At 70.7% G+C, this 20,386-nt stretch carries 11 protein-coding genes; 7 read left to right on the forward strand and 4 right to left on the reverse strand.

Annotated elements, in window-relative coordinates:
• Positions 1 to 39: 39 nt before the first annotated feature.
• A complete protein-coding gene (locus MRBLMI12_RS10685) occupies positions 40 to 501 on the reverse strand; it encodes a GNAT family N-acetyltransferase (RefSeq protein ID WP_363356452.1) in 462 nt (153 codons plus the stop codon).
• A gap of 140 nt (positions 502 to 641) precedes the next feature.
• Between MRBLMI12_RS10685 and MRBLMI12_RS10690 the strand changes: the two genes are divergently transcribed.
• The gene (locus MRBLMI12_RS10690) at positions 642 to 2,606 is read left to right on the forward strand and encodes a formate--tetrahydrofolate ligase (protein WP_363356454.1); all 1,965 of its coding nucleotides are present in this window, start codon (positions 642 to 644) and stop codon (positions 2,604 to 2,606) included.
• Between the two features lie 347 nt (positions 2,607 to 2,953).
• Here MRBLMI12_RS10690 and MRBLMI12_RS10695 read toward each other — a convergent pair whose 3' ends face one another.
• Positions 2,954 to 4,225, reverse strand: coding sequence for a GNAT family N-acetyltransferase (locus MRBLMI12_RS10695; RefSeq protein WP_363356456.1), 1,272 nt, complete (start codon positions 4,223 to 4,225; stop codon positions 2,954 to 2,956).
• 78 nt (positions 4,226 to 4,303) lie between these two features.
• Entirely contained in the window at positions 4,304 to 4,663 is a 360-nt protein-coding gene (locus MRBLMI12_RS10700) for a VOC family protein (RefSeq protein WP_363356458.1), read from the reverse strand.
• 194 nt (positions 4,664 to 4,857) lie between these two features.
• Between MRBLMI12_RS10700 and MRBLMI12_RS10705 the strand changes: the two genes are divergently transcribed.
• The gene (locus MRBLMI12_RS10705) at positions 4,858 to 6,963 is read left to right on the forward strand and encodes an acyl-CoA dehydrogenase (protein ID WP_363356460.1); all 2,106 of its coding nucleotides are present in this window, start codon (positions 4,858 to 4,860) and stop codon (positions 6,961 to 6,963) included.
• Positions 6,964 to 7,222: 259 nt separating this feature from the next.
• Here MRBLMI12_RS10705 and MRBLMI12_RS10710 read toward each other — a convergent pair whose 3' ends face one another.
• Complete coding sequence (locus MRBLMI12_RS10710; protein WP_363356461.1) at positions 7,223 to 7,627, reverse strand: glucose-6-phosphate dehydrogenase; 405 nt, start codon at positions 7,625 to 7,627, stop codon at positions 7,223 to 7,225.
• Between the two features lie 174 nt (positions 7,628 to 7,801).
• Here MRBLMI12_RS10710 and MRBLMI12_RS10715 point away from each other — a divergent pair, with 174 nt between their 5' ends.
• The 5 genes from MRBLMI12_RS10715 to MRBLMI12_RS10735 all read left to right on the forward strand — a co-directional run bounded on the left by MRBLMI12_RS10715 (position 7,802) and on the right by MRBLMI12_RS10735 (position 20,386).
• Entirely contained in the window at positions 7,802 to 8,371 is a 570-nt protein-coding gene (locus tag MRBLMI12_RS10715) for a DNA-3-methyladenine glycosylase I (RefSeq protein WP_363357045.1), read from the forward strand.
• 39 nt (positions 8,372 to 8,410) lie between these two features.
• Positions 8,411 to 9,019 (forward strand): TetR/AcrR family transcriptional regulator, encoded by a 609-nt coding sequence (locus MRBLMI12_RS10720; protein WP_349425882.1) that lies wholly within the window; start codon positions 8,411 to 8,413, stop codon positions 9,017 to 9,019.
• A 9-nt stretch (positions 9,020 to 9,028) separates the two neighbouring features.
• Positions 9,029 to 11,308 carry an LLM class flavin-dependent oxidoreductase gene (locus MRBLMI12_RS10725; RefSeq protein WP_363356462.1) on the forward strand — a complete coding sequence of 760 codons (2,280 nt, stop codon included), beginning with the start codon at positions 9,029 to 9,031 and terminating at the stop codon, positions 11,306 to 11,308.
• A gap of 406 nt (positions 11,309 to 11,714) precedes the next feature.
• Entirely contained in the window at positions 11,715 to 14,090 is a 2,376-nt protein-coding gene (locus MRBLMI12_RS10730; RefSeq protein ID WP_363356464.1) for an excinuclease ABC subunit UvrA, read from the forward strand.
• Between the two features lie 227 nt (positions 14,091 to 14,317).
• Positions 14,318 to 20,386, forward strand: a complete 6,069-nt coding sequence (locus tag MRBLMI12_RS10735) for an Ig-like domain-containing protein (protein WP_363356466.1) — start codon at positions 14,318 to 14,320, stop codon at positions 20,384 to 20,386.

Consider the following 20,386-nt stretch of genomic DNA (forward strand, 5'->3'; position numbering starts at 1 on the left):
TCTTCAGGCGTTCCGGTCCCGCGACCGCGGGCACTCGGCTCACAGCTCCTGGAAGAAGTAGTACGCCCGCTCATCGGTCTGCGGGTCGGACCCGTGAAAGCCGTGGTGTTCGTAGAAGCGCTGCGCATCGACGTCGCCCTCGTCGACGTTGATCTCGATGGCCGACACCCCGTCTCGGCGGCAGTCGGCGACCAGGCGCGCCACGATCGCTCCGCCGATACCCGCCCCGCGCGCCTCGGGCGCGACGTACATCTCGTCGAGCAGGGCCACCGGTCCCGGGTACCAGACGTTGGGGCGCAGCGTCACGAGCGCGACGCCGCGCGCGGGCTCTCCGCCCAGCAGTGCGAACGTCTGCGGCCCGGCGAGCAGGCAGCGCAGGCGCTCGGCCAGCACGACCGGACCCGGGGAGTCGGTGTCGAACTCCGTGTTGAAATCATGCAGCAGCCTCGCGACGCGCTCGGCGTCGTCGACCGTGGCCCTGCGCACCTCTGCGGACGCCATGGCTCCACGGTAGACAGCGGTCCGCAGCCGCGCCACCGGCAGCGCCGCCCGATCCGGAAGGCGCCGGTCGCGCGCTTCGTGTGCACTCGCCGAGCGCACACGCCGTTCGCGCGCGTGACATGTGCACTCGGCGAGTGCACATGAACTCGACGGCGCGGGTCGCGGCGACGGCCGACGAACAGCCCGTGCACTTAGGCTGGGCGCGACGGGCGACGGCGCCCGCACCGGGAGCGAGCGTGGCCACGAGCAACATCGAGATCGCACAGCAGGCAGACCTCTGGCCGATCGGGAGGATCGCCGAGGATCTCGGCATCCCCGACGACGAGTTGGAGCCGTACGGCCGCTACAAGGCGAAGGTGTCCCTGCGGCACCTGCGGACTCTTCGCGACAGACCCCGCGGGCGGCTTGTGCTGATGACGGCGGTGTCGCCGACGCCGGCCGGTGAGGGCAAGACCACGACCACCGTCGGGCTCGGCGACGCGCTCAGACGTATCGGCGAACGGGCCATGATCTGCCTGCGCGAGCCCGCGCTCGGGCCGGTGTTCGGCATGAAGGGCGGTGCCGCCGGCGGCGGGTACGCGCAGGTCGTGCCCATGGAAGACATCAACCTCCACTTCACCGGAGACTTCTCGGCGATCGGCATCGCGACGAACCTGCTCGCCGCGCTCATCGACAACCACGTGCACCACGGCAACGCGCTGGGCATCGATGTGCGCCGGGTGACCTGGCGGCGCGTGCTCGACGTCAACGACCGTGCCCTCCGCGACGCCGTGATCGGCCTCGGCGGGCCGTCGAACGGCTACCCCCGAGAGGACGGCTTCGACATCGTCGTGGCGAGCGAGGTGATGGCCATCTTCTGCCTCGCCACCGACCTCGCCGACCTCAAGGAGCGTCTCGGCGAGATCGTGGTCGCGTACACCCGAGACCGTACGCCGGTGCGCGCTCGCGACCTCAGCGCGCACGGTGCGATGGCGGCGATCCTTCGTGATGCGCTCGCCCCCAACCTCGTCCAGACGCTCGAGCACACGCCGGCGTTCGTGCACGGCGGGCCGTTCGCCAACATCGCGCACGGCTGCAACTCGTACCTCGCCACGGACTCCGCGCTGCGCATGGCCGACTACGTCGTCACCGAGGCGGGGTTCGGCGCCGATCTCGGCGCGGAGAAGTTCGTCGACATCCTGTGCCGCACGACCGGCCTCCGGCCCGACGTGGCCGTCGTCGTCGCGACCGTGCGCGCGATGAAGTACCACGGCGGTGTGGAGGTCGCCGACCTGCCGCACGAGAACGTCGCGGCGCTCGAGCACGGTACGGCCAACCTGGTGCGGCACCTGAAGACCATCCGCGAGACGTGGGGGATCCCGGCGGTCGTCGCGATCAACCATCGCGCGGAAGACACGGATGCCGAGATCGCGGCGCTGGTCGCCGCGTCGGAGGCCGTCGGGGTCACGGCCGTGGTTGCGAAGCACTTCGCCGAGGGCGGCGCGGGCGCCGAGAGCCTCGCGCGCGAGGTCGTGCGGCTCTGCGGTGCCCCGGATGCAGCTCGGGGGCCGGATGCGGCGCAGGGACCGGATGCGGCTTCGGGCGCTGCGGCTTCGGGCGTGGGTACGGCTCGGGGCGCGGATGCGGCTTCGGGCGCTGATGCGGCTCCGGGCGTGGGTACGGCTCGGGGCGCGGATGCGGCTCCGAGCCCTGATGCGGCTCCGGGCGTGGGTACGGCCCAGGAAGCCGGGGGCCTCCGCTTCACCTACCCCGACGATGCGACGCTGTGGCACAAGATGAGCGCGATCGCGACACGCATCTACGGAGCCTCGGAGGTGACGGCCTCGACGGCGGTGCGGGCTCAGATCAAGCGCCTGCAGGACGACGGGTACGGCGGCTATCCGGTGTGCGTCGCGAAGACCCAGTACTCGTTCTCGACCGACCCGAAGCTGCGCGGTGCGCCGACCGGACACGCCGTCGACGTCCGCGAGGTGCGCCTCGCCGCCGGCGCGCGCTTCGTGGTGATGGTCTGCGGCGACATCATGACGATGCCCGGCCTGCCCGCGGTTCCGGCCGCCAACACGATCGATGTCGACGACGACGGACGCATCGTCGGGCTCTTCTGACCGTCGCGAGCTTTCCTCAATTGAGGATCTGTGCCGAAATGCGGAGCGCGCGGCGGCGTGTCGCTCCTCATCCCGGCTCTGCTCCTCATTTGAGGAACGCGCGTACCACCCGCGGCAACCGCCGCAGGCGGCGGGCGTCACGCCGGCGGGAACGTCCGCACGCGGTCGACCCGCAGCACGTGGGGGAGCGCAGCGAGGTCGCGTGTGCCGTCCGCGCGGGCGGTCCTCAGTTGAGGATCTCTGCCGAGCTGCGGAGCGGGCATCGGCGTGTCGCTCCTCATCCCGGCTCTGCTCCTCATTTGAGGAACGCGCGTACCACCCGCGGCAACCGCCGCCGGCGGCGGGCGTCACGCCGGCGGGAACGTCCGCACGCGGTCGACCCGCAGCACGTGGGGGAGCGCAGCGAGGTCGCGTGTGCCGTCCGCGCGGGGGAACTCGTAGACGTCGAGCATGAGCTGCATCGGGTAGTCGATCGTCTGGTTCACGGTCTTCACCCACCGATGGTCGATGAAGAAGCGCAGCCCGTCCGGTGTCCACTCCACGGCGTAGTCGTGGAAGCCGGTGAGGTCGCCGTCGACACGGACCTTCTCGAAGTCCTGGTGCAGACGCGGATCGTCCTGAGCCTTCACGCCGACACCGACCCAGCCGCCGTCGTCGTCGATCTCGGATCCGAAGATCTCGGCGACGCAGATCTCGCCGCAGTCGTCGGGCCGCTCCTCGAACCCGATCGGCCAGAAGGCGACCATCGCGTCGGGATGCCGCACCGCGGCCATCCGCACCTCGATCACGCCGTAGTGCGGAAGATGCAGGCGGCGCTCGGGCTGCGCCTCGCGCACGACGAGTCCGTCGCGGAAGCGGTGCTGCCCGATCGAACCGCCCAATGGTCCCGAGAACTGGCCGGTCTGCAGGTGCGACACGCGGTTCCCGCCGTCGAACTCCGGCGACCACGCGGGCGTGTCCGCGTCGATGCGCAGCTCGAGCCCTTCCGGAGCCACCGAGTACCGTGCCGCGGTCCGCTCGCGCGTCGACCAGTGCGCGAGGTAGTAGGGCCACCACACCTTCTCGTCGAGCACGCCTTCGTCGAACCGCTCGTCGAGGTCGGGCTCGCGGCTGTCGAGGTCGAGGGGCGCCATGTCGAGCACCCAGGCGTTGAACGTGAGTTCCGAGCCGCGCCACGGCATGCTCCCCGACCCGCGATGCGCGAATCCGGCGGTGCGGCACAGCGCGTTGGACGGGGGATTGTCGACGCCCGGGTAGGCGACCAGCAGATCGCGCTCGCCCCGGGCGGCGACCAGCCGGATGACGAGCAGCAGCGCCGCGCGGGCGATGCCCCGCCCCTGCCACTCGGGGAAGACGTGCCATCCCGTCTCCCACGCCGGCGTGCCCTCGTGCTCGACCTGCCAGTACCCGATACCGCCGACGGGCGTGCCGTCGAGCTCGATCCGGTACATCGCGGCTTCGCCCGCCGCCCCGAGCCGCAGGTAGCGCTGCTGTCGCTCCTCGAGCTGCGCCGGCGTCTCGGGCCCGCCCAGGTGGGCCGTCATCTCGGGCGTGTTGGCGCGCTCCAGCAGCGGCAGGTCTGCGGGACCCCACGGTGCGAGCGTCACGGCTGCGTTCATCGCGCCCATTGTGCGCCGTCTCCCCGACACCGCACCACCCGTGCGTGTCCGCGGCGCCGGCTCACCGGCATCCTCGGCTCAGCGGTCGGTGACGAGGATCGTGTTGCCGTCGGGATCTGTCGCGGTGAAGAACAGACAGCGGTCCGGGTCGCCCAGCACGTCGGTCGGGTGCGCGCCGAGCCGGGCGAGCCGCTCGTGCACCGACGCGAGGTCGTCGACGCGGAAGTTGCACGTCGCCCACGGCAGACCGGGCTCGACGTGGATGCCGCTCTTCGGGCCCATCAGCGTCACCTGGCCGTGCGAGCCTGCGAGCACACTCGAGACGTCGGTCTCCTCGCCGATGCCGAGGCCGAAGGCATCGGCATACCAGTGCGCCCCCGCGCGCGGGTCGTGGACCGGGATGAACGCGGTCGTGATGGCCGTCGGCGGTGGCGTCATGGCGATGAGCCTACGACCGTCCACCGCCCTCGAACAGGCGGTGAACGCGCCCACCTGTGCCTCTCGCACAACGCGGCGTCGCCCCGTCTTGGACAGCTGTTGTGGACATCCACCAGTCGCTTTGAGCAGGGCTTGTGGGAGTCCTACGGTCGAGGTGACCTTCCTTCTCTCCATCGCACCGAGAGGTGATGCACATGGCCGACGCCGCCGTCCGCACCAAGAAGCCCGCCACCAGCAAGCGCACGCCTGCCGGTGGCGCCCCGACCGCCCCGCACACGGCGGCCGAGGCATCCGATCCCCGCATAGACATCGCCGCTGTCACCGACCTCCTCCTCGGCACATGGGGCGACACCCGCCGTGAGGCCCGCGAGATGATCAAGGACCCCGCCTTCTGGCGCATCGACGGGCAGCCGATGCCCGAGCACCGGGAGCGCGTGCTGACGCAGCTGCACCTGCTGGTCGAGCACGGCGGCTCGCGCCGCGCCTTCCCCGAGGAGTACGGCGGCCTGAACGACAACGGGGCGAACCTCGCGGGCTTCCAGGAGCTCGTGCTCGCCGACCCCAGCCTGCAGATCAAGTCCGGTGTTCAGTGGGGCCTCTTCGGCTCGGCGATCTTCCAGCTCGGCACCCAGAAGCACCACGAGGCGTGGCTGCCGGGCGTCATCGACGTGAGCCTGCCGGGTGCGTTCGCGATGACCGAGACCGGGCACGGATCGGATGTCGCCGCCATCGGCACGACCGCGACCTACGACGCCGACACCGAGGAGTTCGTGATCCACACGCCGTTCCGCGGCGCGTACAAGGACTACCTCGGCAATGCCGCGCTGCACGGCAAGGCGGCGACCGTCTTCGCGCAGCTCATCACCGGCGGCGTCAACTACGGCGTGCACTGCTTCTTCGTGCCGATCCGCGATGACGAGGGCAGCATGCTGCCCGGCATCATCAGCGAGGACGACGGCGTCAAGGGCGGCCTCAACGGCATCGACAACGGCCGGCTCGCGTTCGACCAGGTGCGCGTCCCGCGCTTCAACCTGCTCGACCGCTACGGCCAGGTCGCCGCGGACGGCTCGTACACGTCCGACATCCCGAGCCCCGGTCGCCGCTTCTTCACGATGCTCGGGGCGCTGGTGCAGGGGCGCGTCTCGCTCGACGGCGCAGCGACCACCGGCACCGCCCTCGCCCTGCACATCGCGCTGACGTACGCGAACCAGCGCCGCCAGTTCGACTCGGGCGCCGGTACCGAAGAGGTCGTGCTGCTGGACTACGGCAAGCACCAGCGGCGCCTGCTGCCCCTCCTCGCGCAGAACTACGCGCAGTTCTTCAGCCACGACGAGCTGCTGCGGAAGTTCGACGCGGTCTTCTCGGGGCGCACCGACACCTCCGACGAGCGCGAGGATCTCGAGACCCTCGCGGCGGCACTGAAGCCGCTCAGCACGTGGAATGCGCTCAGCACCATCCAGGAGGCCCGTGAGGCGTGCGGCGGCTCGGGCTTCCTCGCCGAGAACCGCCTGGTCGGCCTGCATCAGGACCTCGACGTCTACGTCACCTTCGAGGGCGACAACAACGTCCTGCTCCAGCTGGTCGGCAAGCGCCTCCTGTCGGACTACGCCAAGCAGTTCAAGGGGGCGGATGCCGCGAAGCTGGCCCGCTTCGCCGTCGGCCAGACCGCCGGCAAGCTGTTCCACGGCGCGGGCCTGCGTCAGCTCGGCCAGGCCGTCGCCGACTTCGGCTCGACGGCACGCTCGGTGGAGCTGGGCCTGCGCGAGGACCAGCAGCACGAGTTGCTCGCCGGTCGCGTGCAGCGGATGGTCGCCGATGTCGCCGCGGCGCTGCGCCCGGCGTCCAAGCTGTCGCCGGCAGAGGCCGCGGCCCTGTTCAACAGCCACCAGGCCGAGCTCATCGAGGCGGCTCGCGCCCACGCCGAGCTGCTGCAGTGGGAGGCGTTCACGGACGGGGTCAACCGCGTCTCCGACGAAGGCACCACGCAGGTGCTGACCTGGCTGCGCGATCTGTTCGGGATGCACCTGATCGAGAAGCACCTCGCCTGGTACCTCGTCAGCGGGCGTCTGTCGGCGCAGCGTGCGGCCTCCGTCTCCCGCTACATCGACCGCCTCTGCGCGCGGCTCCGCCCCCACGCGCAGGACCTGGTCGACGCCTACGGCTTCGCGCCCGAGCACGTGCGGGCGCCCATCGCGTCGGGTGCCGAGCGCGCCCGTCAGGACGAGGCCCGCGAATACTACCGCGCGCTCGCCGCGTCGGGCAAGGCGCCGGTGTCGGAGAAGTCGCTCAAGAAGAAGTGACCGCGGGGTTGCCGCCCGCGAAGGTCACGGAACGGTAACGATGCGCGGAAGGGTGTCCGGAATCGCGGGGTTCCGGACATATTCCGTCTGAAGGCGGCTTCCGAGTCGTCGCCGTCGTCGACGGCTGTGCCCGCGGCATCCGGCGTGTCCTCTCGGGTTCGGGGCGCACGGCGAACGTTCGGGGCGTGCGCCGTGCGCCCCAACTGCGCGCGGTGCGCCCCAAACCCGGAAGTGGACGGATGCGGCGACCCTGTCCGGGTCAGGCGGCCCAGCCGCACATGCCGCACTCGCCGGTCGCCGACACCTCGACGAAGCAGTTCGGGCACATCGCGCGCACGCGGTCGGGGATCGTGGGCTTCGAGACGCGGCGCTCGGCTGCAGGACGCGATGCAGGTCGCCCGGTTCCGCGCGCCGGGGCGACGGATGCCGCAGCCGGCGGCCGCTGGATGACCGGGCGGTGCTCCGCGCAGTAGAACCGCACGTAGCCGTCGTGGTTCTTCGGGTGCCGGTGCTTGTACGCCCAGAGTTCGGTGCGCTCCCGCGGTTCGGAGTCCGCGCCGCACGTGAAGCACCGCGTCGGCTCCCCGGGCACGACGTCGGCGACCAGCACGAGAGTGTCGAAGGGGATGGCGTCCCGCCAGTCCGACGAAGCGACGATCTTCATGGCGTTTCCTCCCAGCGCGGGCCCGGCAGAGGCCCGACATTCCACGGTAAGCGACGGGGGAGGCATCCGGCGACCGAAGGTGCGACCTCCACATGAAGGTTGGGGGATGCCGTCCATCGGCCTCTTCGCTGCCGACCGGGCGTCGGCGCCCGCGCATAGTCTGACCGGGTGAGCATCGACGTCCGCCTCGGAGCCGACGGCCGCGCGCGCTGCGCGTGGGTCGGCGACGACCTCGAGTACGCCCGCTACCACGACGAGGAGTGGGGCGTGCCGCTGCACGGCGACCGGGCGCTCTTCGAGAAGATGAGCCTCGAAGGCTTCCAGGCCGGCCTCTCGTGGATCACGATCCTGCGCAAGCGTCCGCGCTTCCGTGAGGTGTTCGCCGGCTTCGAGCCCGAGACCGTGGCGGCGTTCGGCGACGACGACATCGCGCGACTGATGACGGATGCCGGCATCATCCGCAATCGCGCCAAGATCGAGGCCACGATCTCCAACGCACGGCTCGTGCTCGACCTCGAACCGGGTGAGCTCGACGCATTCATGTGGTCGTTCGCGCCGGCATCCCACCGTCGCCCGGCGACGTTCGCCGAGGTGCCCGCCACCACTCCCGCGTCGGACGCTCTGAGCAAGGCCCTGCGCAAGCGCGGCTTCCGGTTCGTCGGACCGACGACGATGTACGCGCTGATGCAGTCCGCCGGCATGGTCGACGACCACGTCGACGGCTGCTGGCGGGTGATTTCGTAGAAACGGATAGTCTATCCGTTTCGGGTGTACGCTGGAGGCATGAGCCCCCGAGCCGACGCCGTTCGCAGCCGTGAGCGCATCCTCGAGGTCGCGCGCGGACGCGACGCCCGCACCCTCCGTCTCAATGACATCGCCCGTGATGCCGGCGTCGGGATCGGCACCGTCTACCGCCACTTCCCGACCGTCCGGGCCCTGATCGAGGCTCTCAGCGTCGAAACCCTGATGCGGCTGGGCGCCGCCGCAGACCGCGCTGTCGCCGAGCCCGATGCGCACGCGGCGTTCCGGGGATTCCTCGAAGACGCGCTCACGCTGCAGCTGCAGGACAGCGGCCTCGAGACCGTGCTCACGGACCTCGCCCTCACCGACCCCGACCTGCACGACGAATGCACCGTCGCGCGAGGCAAGGTCTTCACGGGGTACGACGCGGTGCTCTCGCGCGCGCAGCGGGACGGCGTGGTGCGCCGCGACCTCTCGGTCGCCCAGCTTCAGCGCCTGATCTGCGGGGTCGAGCACGCCGTGCGTCTCGGCGCTCCTGCCGATCGCGACCTGCTGCTCGACATCCTGCTCTCGGGCATGCGCCCGGCAGCCCTCGACTCACCGGCCGCGACCACGGCCGCGCCGATCCGCCGCAGCGCGGCCATCGGCTGAAAGGACCCCATGGACTACGGACACTCCCTCGAATTCGGCGCCTTCATCACCCCCGCGGCCGCGACCCCCGAAGCCCCGGTGCTGCTGTCGCAGGTGGCCGAGGCATCCGGGCTCGATCTCGTCACCTTCCAGGACCACCCGTATCAGCCGGCGTTCCTCGACACGTGGACGCTCATGTCGTTCGTCGCGGCGCGCACCGACTCGATCCGGATCGCGCCGAACGTGCTCAATGTGCCGCTGCGCCCGCCCGCCGTCGTGGCGCGTGCGGCGGCGAGCATCGACCTGCTCTCGGGCGGGCGTTTCGACCTCGCGCTCGGCGCCGGCGGCTTCTGGGATGCCATCGAGGCCATGGGAGGCACGCGCCTCACTCCCGGTCAGGCGGTGACGGCCCTCGAAGAGGCGATCGACGTGATCCGGGCGCTCTGGCGCACCGACGAGAGGGGCGGCGTCTTCACCGACGGCCGGTACCACCGGGTGCACGGGGCGAAGCGCGGCCCGCGGCCCGCGCACGACATCCCGATCCACATCGGGGCGTACAAGCCGCGCATGCTGGCGCTGACCGGCCGCAAGGGCGACGGCTGGCTGCCCTCGCTCGGCTACATGCAGCCCGGCGACCTCGCCAAGGGGAACGCCGCCATCGACGAAGCCGCGCAGTCCGTCGGCCGTGATCCGCGCGAGATCCGGCGCCTGCTGAACGTCGGGCAGCTCGCCGCCGACCCCCGGGAGTTCGCCGAGCGTCTCGCGCGCCTCGCGCTCGAGGACGGCATCGGCACCTTCATCCTCGCGGGCGACGACCCGAACCTGCTGCAGCGCTTCGGGGAGGACGTGGCGCCGGCGGTCCGCGAGCTCGTGGCGGTGGAACGCGGCACCCGTGGCGTCTCGGCGGCGCCGGTGCGGTCGTCGGCTGCGCTCGCCGCCCGCCGTGACGGCATCGCGTACGACGACGTTCCGGCAGGACTGACGGCCATCGAGCCCGGCGACTTCGACTACGGCGACGTGCGCGCGACCTACATGCGCGGCGGCGCACCGGGCCTCGTGCTGCAGCCGGCCTCGCCGCAGCAGGTCGGGCAGGCGATCGCCTTCGCGCGGCGGCATCCCGAACTGCCGCTCTCGGTCCGCAGCGGCGGCCACGGCATCAGCGGCCGCAGCACGAACGACGGCGGCATCGTGATCGACCTCCGGCGGCTCGATGGGATCGAGGTGCTCGACGCCGAGCGGCGTCTCGTGCGGATCGGACCCGGCGCGCGCTGGGCGCAGGTCGCCGCGGTGCTGGGCGAGCGCGGCTGGGCGCTGACCTCGGGCGACTACGGCGGTGTGGGCGTCGGCGGGCTCGCCACCGCGGGGGGCATCGGCCTGCTCGCGCGCGAGCACGGTCTCACCATCGACCACCTGCGGGCGGCCGAGGTGGTGCTCGCCGACGGCTCGATCGTGCGGACGGACGCCTCGACCCACCCCGAGCTGTTCTGGGCCGTCCGGGGCGCCGGCGCCAACGTGGGCGTCGTCACCGCCTTCGAGTTCGAGGTCGACGAGGTCGGTCAGGTGGGTTACGCGCAGCTCGCGTTCCAGGTCGACGACGTCGCGGCGTTCCTCGAGGGCTACGGCCGCATCGTGGAGTCGTCGCCCCGCGATCTCACGCTGTTCCTGCTGACCGGCGGCCCCCGACCGGGGCAGCCGCAGGTGGTGCAGCTGTACGGCGTGGTCGACTCCGACGATCCCGACACGATCATCGCCCGCCTGCAGCCGTTCGCCGAACTCGCCCCGCTCGTGCAGCAGTCGGTGCAGCTGACGACGTACGCGCAGATCATGGCGAACGCCGACCTCGGCCCGCAGCACGGGGCCGGCGAGCCGCACTCGCGCTCCGGGCTGATCGAGCACGTCACGCCGGCCTTCGCCGCGGCGGCGGCACGGATGCTGGAATCCGGCGCCGTGCCGTTCTTCCAGCTGCGCGCGGTCGGCGGGGCGGTGGCCGACGTCGCCGAGGACGCGACCGCCTACGCGCACCGCGCGGCGAACTTCTCGGTGGCGGCGCTCGGATCCCACCCGGACCGCCTCGACGCCCAGTGGCGCGCGCTCGCCGCGCACGTGGACGGCATGTACCTGAGCTTCGACTCGTCCGAGCGGCCGGAGCGGATCGCCGAGGCCTTCCCGCCCGCGACGCTCGCTCGCCTCCGGGCGATCAAGGCCGCGTACGACCCGGCCTGCGTCTTCCGCGACAACTTCGCGATCGAGCCGGCCGCCGACGCCGGCGACGCCGCCGCCGGCGACGCTGCGGAACCCGACGCGGCCTGAGTCGCGGCATCCGTCCTGGGTTCTCCGGGTTTGGGGCGCACGCCGTGCGTTTGGGGCGCACGGTGCGCGCCCCGAACGCTCGCGGTGCGCCCCAAACCCGGAAGGGAGCGAGGCCGCCCCAGCTGACGCAGGCCCCGCCGACGCATGCCCCCGCCGACGCGGCCGAGCCGCGGCATCCGTCCTGGATTCTCGGGGTGTGGGGCGCATGGCGTCCCCTTGGGGCGCATGCCGCGCGCCCCGAACGTTCGCGGTGCGCCCCAAACCCGGATAGGAGCCCGGCCGCCGGCACGCCGCGCGCCCCGAACGTTCGCGGTGCGCCCCAAACCCGGGGAGGGGGCTGGGGTAGGAAACGGATCGAGCAGGATTCAGGAAGCGCGGTGTCCGCATCGCCGGGCAGACTGTGGGCATGGCAGAGAACCCCCCTTCGCACGTCGCCGATTCGCACGAGGTCATCCGGGTCGTGGGTGCGCGCGAGAACAACCTCAAGAACGTGTCGGTCGAGATCCCGAAGCGCCGGCTCACGGTCTTCACGGGGGTGAGCGGGTCGGGCAAGTCGTCGCTGGTGTTCGGCACGATCGCGAACGAGTCGCAGCGGCTCATCAACGAGACCTACCCGACGTTCGTGCAGCAGTTCATGGGGCAGCTCAGCCGCCCAGAGGTCGACGCGCTCGAGAACGTCAGCCCCGCGATCATCGTCGACCAGGAGCGCATGGGCTCCAACGCGCGGTCCACCGTCGGCACCGCGACCGACGCGCACGCGATGCTGCGGCTGCTGTTCAGCCGCATCGGGCAGCCGCATGTGGGCTCTCCGCAGGCGTTCTCGTTCAACATCCCGTCTGTCTCGGGCGCCGGCGCGGTCACCTTCGAGAAGTCGGGCAAGAAGGTCAAGGAGCGCCGCTCGTTCGAGATCACCGGCGGCATGTGCCCGCGCTGCGAGGGCCTCGGCGAGGTGAGCGACGTCGACCTCGACGAGCTGTACGACAAGACCAAGTCGCTCGCCGAGGGTGCGATGACGGTGCCGGGCTACAACGTCGACGGCTGGATGGTGAAGGGGTTCACCGAGTCGGGCTTCGTCGATCCGGCCAAGCCCATCCAGGACTACACCGACCAGGAACGCGCGGACTTCCTCTACAAGGAGCCGACGAAGGTCAAGATCAACGGCATCAACATGACCTACGAGGGCCTCGTGCCGAAGATCACCAAGTCGTTCCTCCAGAAGGACCGCGACTCGCTGCAGCCGCACGTCCGCGCCTTCGTCGACCGCGCGGTGAAGTTCATGCCGTGTCCTGACTGCGGCGGCACGCGTCTCAACGAGGGCGCCCGGTCGTCGAAGATCAACGGGACCAGCATCGCGGATGCCGCGGCCATGCAGATCACGGATCTCGCGGCGTGGCTCGACACGGTGGACGACCCGTCCGTCGCGCCGCTGATGGTGGGCCTGCGTCAGACGATCGCGTCGTTCATCGACATCGGGCTCGGATACCTGTCGCTCGACCGATCGTCGGGCACGCTCTCGGGCGGCGAGGCGCAGCGCACCAAGATGATCCGGCACCTCGGCTCGGCGCTGACCGACATCAGCTACGTGTTCGACGAGCCGACGGCGGGCCTGCACCCGCACGACATCGAGCGCATGAACCGGCTGCTCAAGCTGCTGCGCGACAAGGGCAACACCGTGCTGGTCGTCGAGCACAAGCCCGAGGTGATCGAGATCGCCGACCACGTGGTCGATCTGGGGCCGGGCGCCGGTCGCGCGGGTGGCGAGGTGCAGTACGAGGGGGATGTCGCCGGCCTGCGCGCGTCCGGCACCATCACGGGCCGTCACCTCGACGACCGAGCGCGGCTCAAGGAGTCGACCCGCGACGCGAAGGGCGCGCTCGAGATCCGCGGCGCGACCCAGCACAACCTCAAAGAGGTCGACGTGGACGTGCCGCTCGGCATCCTGACCGTCGTCACCGGCGTCGCCGGCTCCGGCAAGTCGTCGCTCATCCACGGCAACGTGCCCGGCTTCGACGATGTCGTCGTGGTCGACCAGGCGCCGATCAAGGGCAACCGGCGCTCGAGTCCGGCCACGTATACCGGCATCCTCGACACCATCCGCTCGGCGTTCGCCAAGGCCAACGGGGTCAAGCCGGCGCTGTTCAGCGCCAACTCCGAAGGGGCGTGCCCCGCATGCCGCGGCCTCGGCGTGATCATCACCAACCTCGGCTTCACGCAGACCGTCGAGACGCTGTGCGAGCTGTGCGAAGGCTCGGGCTTCAGCGACGAGGTGCTGGAGTACACCCTCGACGGCAAGAACATCGCCGAGGTGCTCGCGATGTCGGCGACCGAGGCGGCCGCGTTCCTCGGCAAGGGCCCCGCGCACACCATCCTGGTGCGCATGATCGACGTGGGCCTCGGCTACCTGACCCTCGGCCAGGCGCTCAACACGCTGTCGGGCGGTGAGCGGCAGCGCCTCAAGCTCGCGATCTCGATGGCCAAGAAGGGTGCGATCTATGTGCTCGACGAGCCCACGACCGGACTGCACCTCGCCGACGTCCAGAACATGCTCGGCATGCTCGATCGCCTGGTCGAAGCCGGCAACAGCGTGATCGTGATCGAGCACCACCAGGCGGTCATGGCGCACGCCGACTGGATCATCGACATCGGGCCCGGCGCCGGCCACGACGGCGGGGCGATCGTGTTCGAGGGCACCCCGGCCGACCTGGTCGCGGGGGCCGACACGCTCACCGCTCAGCACCTGCGCGAGTATGTCGGCGCTCGCGAAGGCGTCGCCGCGTCCTGACGCGGCGAGGCGCCCCCGCCAGCGCATGCCGATCGATGGGTCTTTGTCCCCATCGATCGGCACCGTCCGGGCGGATACGATTCCGAGTTGGCACTACCTGTCTCATCGCACGGGATGGGCCGGGTTAGGCTGAACTGATCCCCCACGTCTTCGGTGAGCGCCGGACGCCCCACGTCCGGTCTCGACGCCACGGAGAGACACGACACCCCGCAGGAGGCCGAGGCTCGATGAGGTCCTCCGCATGGTTGCGCGCTCGTCCGCGTGCGCTCGCATCGGCGGGTGCGGTCACGGCCGCGGCCGTCACCCTCACGACGCTGGCCTTCGTGTACCAGGGCGTCCCGACCACCGAGGTCGACCTCCATGACGGCGGCGTCTGGGTCACGAAGCAGTCGAGCCTCATGGTCGGCCATTTCAACCACGAGTCGCAGGTGCTCGACGGCGGGCTGCGGACGACGAGCGATGACTACGACATCCTCCAGTCGGGCGGCACGGTCCTCCTCGTCGACAACGCCGGCTCCGCGGTCAGCGTTATCGATCCCGGCATGGTCGCGCTCGCAGGCGCGGCGAGCGTCCCGGGCGACGCGGAGGTCGCGCTCGGTGCCTCGACCGTCGCGATCCTCGACCGCGCGTCGGGCGATCTGTGGGTGCTGCCCGCCGAAAGCGCCGGCACCTTCCAGATCGAGGGCACCGACCCGACCGTCAACGTCGGAAAGGGCGCGGATGTCACCGTCGGCGTCGACGGCGTGGTCCACGCGGTCTCGTCCGACAGCTCCGAACTCGTCACCGTGCGGCTTGCGGCCGACGAGACGCCGGAGGAGCCGATCCGCAGCGCGCTGCCGGGTCTCGACGACAAGGCCGAGCTGTCGGTCACCGCGGTGGGCGACAAGCCGGTCGTGCTCGACGCCGCCACTGGCACCGTCATCGCGGACGGCCGCGCGACGGTCGTCGACGGCGGACGCAACGCGGTGCTGCAGCAGCCCTCCGCGTCATCGGATGCGGTGTCGCTCTCGACAGCGTCGACGTTCGTGCGCGTGCCGTTCGACGGCTCCGAGCCCACGACGGTGAAAGCCGGGGGCGAGGGTGCCCCCGCAGAGCCGGTCTGGCTCGACGGCTGCGGCTACGCCGCCTGGACCGGGTCGGGCCGGTTCGTGCGCGACTGCGCGGGCGACGGCGACGACCTCGCGGTCGACATCGACGGCATCGAGCCGACGTCGCTCTTGAAGTTCCGCGTCAACCGCGACGTCGTGGTGCTCAACGACGTCGTCGGCGGCGCCACGTGGATGGCCGTCGAAGATCTGCAGCGCGTCGACAACTGGGACGAGATCACCCCTCCCGAAGGCGAGACCGAGGACGACGAGCAGACCACCGAGGAGACCACCGAGACCGTCCTGCCGGAGCGGTCCGAGATCAACACGCCGCCCGACGCCAACGACGACGACCTCGGCGTCCGTCCGGGCCGCACCACCATCCTTCCCCTCCTGGACAACGACAGCGATCCCGATGGGGACGTGCTGACGACGCGGGTGCTCGACGGGGGTCCGTCGGTCGGCGACGTGCAGTCGATCGACAACGGCCGTGCGCTGCAGATCGCGGTGCCCGAGGACGCCTCGGGCACGACCTCTTTCAGCTACGAGGTGTCCGACGGCCGCGGCGGCACCGACACCGCGAAGGTGTCGCTCGCGGTGCACGGCTGGGACGTCAACGCGCCGCCGACCCAGAAACGTGTGACGACCGTCGCGGTCGAGGCCGGCGGAACCATCACCTACAACGTGCTGCCCGACTGGATCGACCCCGACGGTGACGACGTGTTCCTGAGTTCGGTCGTACCGGCGCAGGGCGATGAGGCGGACTTCACCTCGGACGGCCGCATCACCTACCGCGCGGTGGGTGGCACGCAGGGCCGCAAGGATGTCGAGATCTCGGTCTCCGACGGCTCCGATGCGACCGCAGGCACGGTGCGCTTCGACGTGCGGCCGGTCGGTTCGATCGATCCGGTCACGAACGCCGACTACGTCGCGGTGCGCGCGGGACAGACCGCCACGGTCTCGCCGCTGGCCAACGATGTCGGCGCGGGTCGCGAACCACTGCGACTGGCACGGGTCGATCCCGTGGCAGGGGCGGACACCGTGCCCGACTACGCGAACAAGACCTTCACGTTCCACTCCGCGACGCCCGGCACGTACTACGTGCAGTACCTGGTCGCCGAGGGTGCCGCCGGCATCCCCGGTATCGTTCGGGTCGACGTGATCCCCGAGGGCGAGACCGACCTGCCCCCGGTCGCGGTGCGCGACGTGGCGCTCCTGCCCAGCGGCGGTGAGGTGCTGGTCAACGTGCTGACCAACGATTCCGATCCCTCCGGCGGCATCCTGGTGGTGCAGTCCGTCACCGTCGAGCCGAACTCCGGCATCGCCGTCGCCGTGCTGAACCACGAGACGCTCCGCATCAGCGACCAGGCCGCCCTCTCGGAGCAGGTGCGCATCTCGTACCGCATCTCGAACGGCTCGCAGTCGGCCGAGGGGGATGTCATCGTCATTCCGATCCCGGCTCCCGCGCAGCTGCGCCCGCCGGTCGCGAACGACGACCAGGTCGTGGTGCGCGCCGGCGATGTGGTGACGATCCCGGTGCTCGACAACGACTACCACCCCAACGGCGACGCGATCCACGTCGCCCCGGATCTGATTCCGCCGCTGGTCGAGCCCGAGGACGGCGAGGTCTTCGTCTCGCAGGACACCGTGCGCTTCCGCGCCTCCGAGAAGCCGGGCACCGTCTACGCGACCTATGAGGCGGTCGACAGCACCGGGCAGAAGGATGCCGGCTACATCACCATCCAGGTGCTGCCGGTGAACGAAGAGACCAACGCCGCTCCCCGTCCGCACGACCTCACCGCGCGCGTGCTGGGCGGCACCCGGGTCCGTGTCGCGGTGCCGCTGGACGGCATCGACGCCGATGGCGACTCGGTCGAGCTGGTCGGCCTCGCGTCGTCGCCCGGCAAGGGTCGCGTCGTGGAGACGGGCCCGGACTACCTCGTCTACGAGGCGTTCGATGACACCGCCGGCGTGGACACCTTCACGTACCGCGTGCGGGACCGTCTGGGCGCCGAGGCCACGGCGAGCATCCGGGTCGGGATCGCGCCGCCCGAGGGCGTCAACCAGGCACCGTATGCCGTCAAGGACTCCGTGCTGATGCGGCCCGGCCGCTCGGTGGCCGTGCCGGTGCTCGCGAACGACTCCGACCCCGACGGGGACAGATTCGGGATCGTCGAGGACGGCATCATCCTGCCCAGCGGGACGGGTGTGAAGGCCAAGGTCGAAGGCAACCGCGTCGTCGTGACCTCTCCGTCGGAGCCGATCGAGACGTCGCTGCAGTACACGATCCGCGATGCGCGCGGTGCGGAGGCGAAGGCCGTGCTGCAGATCACGGTGGCCGAGGACGTGCCGCTGCAGAAGCCGGTCGCCCGCGACGACTACGTGCGCGCCGCGGACGTCGAAGACGGCGTGGTCGATCTCGAGGTGCTCGCCAATGACGAGGATCCGGACGGCACGGTCGACGACCTCGAGCTGGAGGTCGCCGACGCCGATTCGCGCGTGCTGGCCGACGGCAAGGTCCGTGTGACGCTGGGCGACGCGGATCGGCTCGTCACGTACACGATCACCGACCGCGACGGGAACGCGGCATCCGCCTTCATCCACATCCCCGCGCTGTCCTCGCTGCCGCCCACCCTTCTCTCGACCGAGCCGATCGAGGTCAAGAGCGGCGAGACCGTCGAGCTGCCGCTGGCTGACCATGTCCGGTCCGCTGACGGCGGCAAGGTCATCATCACGGAGGCGGCGAAGGTCACTGCGGCGCACGCCGACGGTTCGTCGCTGATCAAGGATCAGACCACCCTGGTCTACACATCGGCCGGCGGGTACTTCGGGCCGGACGCGATTACGTTCGAGGTCACCGATGGCACCGGTCCTGACGATCCCGAAGGACGCAAGGCGACGCTGACCCTGCCGATCACGGTGCTGCCGCCCGAGAACCAGCAGCCGGTCTTCGTGAACGGGCAGATGGATGTCGCACCCGGCGAGGACGCCACAACGCTCGACCTGGGCGGTCTCACCACGGACCCCGACCCCGAGGATGCCGAGCGCCTCGAGTACGAGATCGTCGGCGGATCGCCCGACGGCATGACCGCGTCGATCGAGGGCGACGAGCTGCGCGTGAGCGCGGCGGCCGAGACCAAGAAGGGCACCGCGGCCACCATCCGCGTGCGCATCGACGACGGCACCACCGAGCCGATCGAGGGCGTGGTCAACGTCCGCGTCATCGCCTCGACCCGCGAGCTGCCGACAGCGAACGACGACATCGTCCCCGAGGCGCATCAGGGCAAGACCGTCACGGTGCCCGTGCTGAGCAACGATGTGAGCCCGTTCCCCGACAAGCCGCTGAAGGTCACGACGGCCATCCTCGAGACCGGTCAGGGCGACGTCGACGTCGCCGGCGACGAGGTGCGGGTCACGCCGGACGCGAAGTTCTTCGGCACGATGGTGGTGCGCTATCGCGTGCAGGACGCGACCGGCGACCCGGACCGCGAGGTCGAGGGCCGCATCCGGCTCACGGTGCAGGGCAAGCCCGACGCGCCGGGCACGCCGACCGTCTCGAGCGTGCAGGACCGCACGGTCGTGCTCTCGTGGACGCCGCCGGCGAACAACGGCGCCGAGATCGAGCGCTACCTCGTCTCCTCCACCGCGGGCAACTACGAGAAGGAGTGCCTCGCCACGACCTGCACGCTCGACGGACTGACGAACAACGTGGAGTACAACTTCACGGTCGTCGCCGAGAACCGTGTCGGGCCGTCCGACGCGTCGGCGCCGTCCGAGACCGCGCGTCCCGATGCGCGGCCCGACACTCCCGCAGCGCCCACGCTGACCTTCGGCGACAAGAGTCTCGCGGTCTCGTGGGTCACCCCGACCACGCCCGGTTCGCCGGTGCAGAACTACACGCTGGAGATCTCGCCGGCGCCGCCGTCGGGCATCAGTCAGAAGACCGACGTCACCGGCAACTCGCTGACGTGGGACGGGCTGCAGAACGGCGTCGCCTACCAGGTGCGGGTGCAGGCGCACAACCTCGCCCCCGAGCCGTCGAGCTGGAGCCCGTGGTCCGTGACGGAGATCCCCGCAAAGGCGCCAGAGGCGCCCGCGGCTCCGTCGGTGAACCGCCTCGACCCGGTGGGCGACCAGGCGCAGCTCGAAGTGGTGTGGGCGGCGCCGGTCGACAACGGCGACGCGATCTCGGGCTACGAGCTGCAGGTGATGCAGGGCTCGTCCGTCGTGCGTACAGTCACCGGCATCCCCGGCTCTCAGCTGCGGCAGGCGTTGAATGTGACGACGTCGACGAGCGACTACACGTTCCGTGTGCGCGCCTCGAACAAGGCGGGCTGGAGTGCATGGGGCGCGGCCTCTGCACCTCGCCGCGCGTTCGGCGTGCCCGGCGTGCCGACGGGCGTATCGCTGTCGACTCCCAGCGGCAACAGCGCGGTCGTGGTCGCCTACGGCAACGCCCCGGGCAATGGCGCGAGTGCCGCGGAAGTGGCGTACGAGTACTCGCTGAACGGCGGCAACTGGGCGGCGATGCCGGGGAACAAGACGATCGCCGGCCTGTCGAACGGGACCACCTACACGATCCGCGTGCGCGCCTTCACTTCGATGGACGGCGTGCGCTACACCGGCGAGCCGTCGGCGGCGTCGAACGGGGCCATCCCGTACGGTCCGGTGAGGACCCCGGGTGCGTCCGCCAGCCGAAGCGGCACGAGCATCACCTTCGGCTGGAGCCTGCCCGCCACGAACGGGCGAGCGATCGACCGACTCGAGACGAGCATCGACGGTGGGAACTGGGTCAACCGCGGGGCGCAGAACGGCAGCCAGACGATCAAGTACGGGTACAGCGAGACCCACACGATCCGGGTGCGCGCCATCGACGTCGAGGGCCAGGTGTCGGCGATCGACAGCGCCTCGGCGACCACGGTCGCGCCGCCGCAGCCGCGTGCCTGGACCAGCCGTGGCTCCAGCGCCGCGGGCATGCCCGGCTGCGATTCGGCATCCTGTTCCTACTTCGTCTTCAACGTCGAGAACTGGGTGCCCGGTACCTACACCTTGAGCTGCAACGACTCCGAGGGCAGATGGAGCAGCAACTCCTACCAGGTGGGAGCGAACGACAGCGTGCGACTGAGCTGCTACTCGGGCTATTCCGGCGCGAAGTGGGTGAGCTACAGCGGACCGGGTGGATCCGGCAACGCCGAATCCACCGCCTGGTAG

The organism is Microbacterium sp. LMI12-1-1.1 (assembly GCF_040676455.1).
Lineage (GTDB): Bacteria > Actinomycetota > Actinomycetes > Actinomycetales > Microbacteriaceae > Microbacterium.